1 protein-coding gene is annotated in these 250 nt (G+C 60.8%); it reads right to left on the bottom strand.

Features of this window, described 5'->3' with window-relative positions; genetic code table 11:
• A partial coding sequence (locus SB765_RS32135; RefSeq protein WP_410932828.1) for a hypothetical protein occupies positions 1 to 250 on the bottom strand: 250 nt, incomplete at both ends.

Genomic DNA, 250 nt, shown 5'->3' with positions numbered 1-250 from the left:
AACCGCCAAAGGGTGCGCAGGATGGCATCCAGGCTGTAGTTGGTCTCGAACGGTAACCAGGCCAGTGACAGACCGGCACGAACGAAGAAGGTGCCCGAGGTGCGCAGGGCCGCAAGCAAGTGTTCGGAAAATGGTACATCGGTAGTTTTGCGCAACACCTCGAGCAATGAATCCAACAGTGGGCGAGTCAGCAGCAACCCCAGCAGTGCAAGCGTCCAGGGCAATGCCGAGGCGCTGGCCAGCCAGCCCC

The organism is Pseudomonas sp. SIMBA_067, from assembly GCF_046534675.1.
Classification (GTDB): domain Bacteria; phylum Pseudomonadota; class Gammaproteobacteria; order Pseudomonadales; family Pseudomonadaceae; genus Aquipseudomonas; species Aquipseudomonas putida.
Note: the sequence above shows the minus strand (reverse complement) of the source record. Positions and strands in the feature narration are given on the sequence as shown.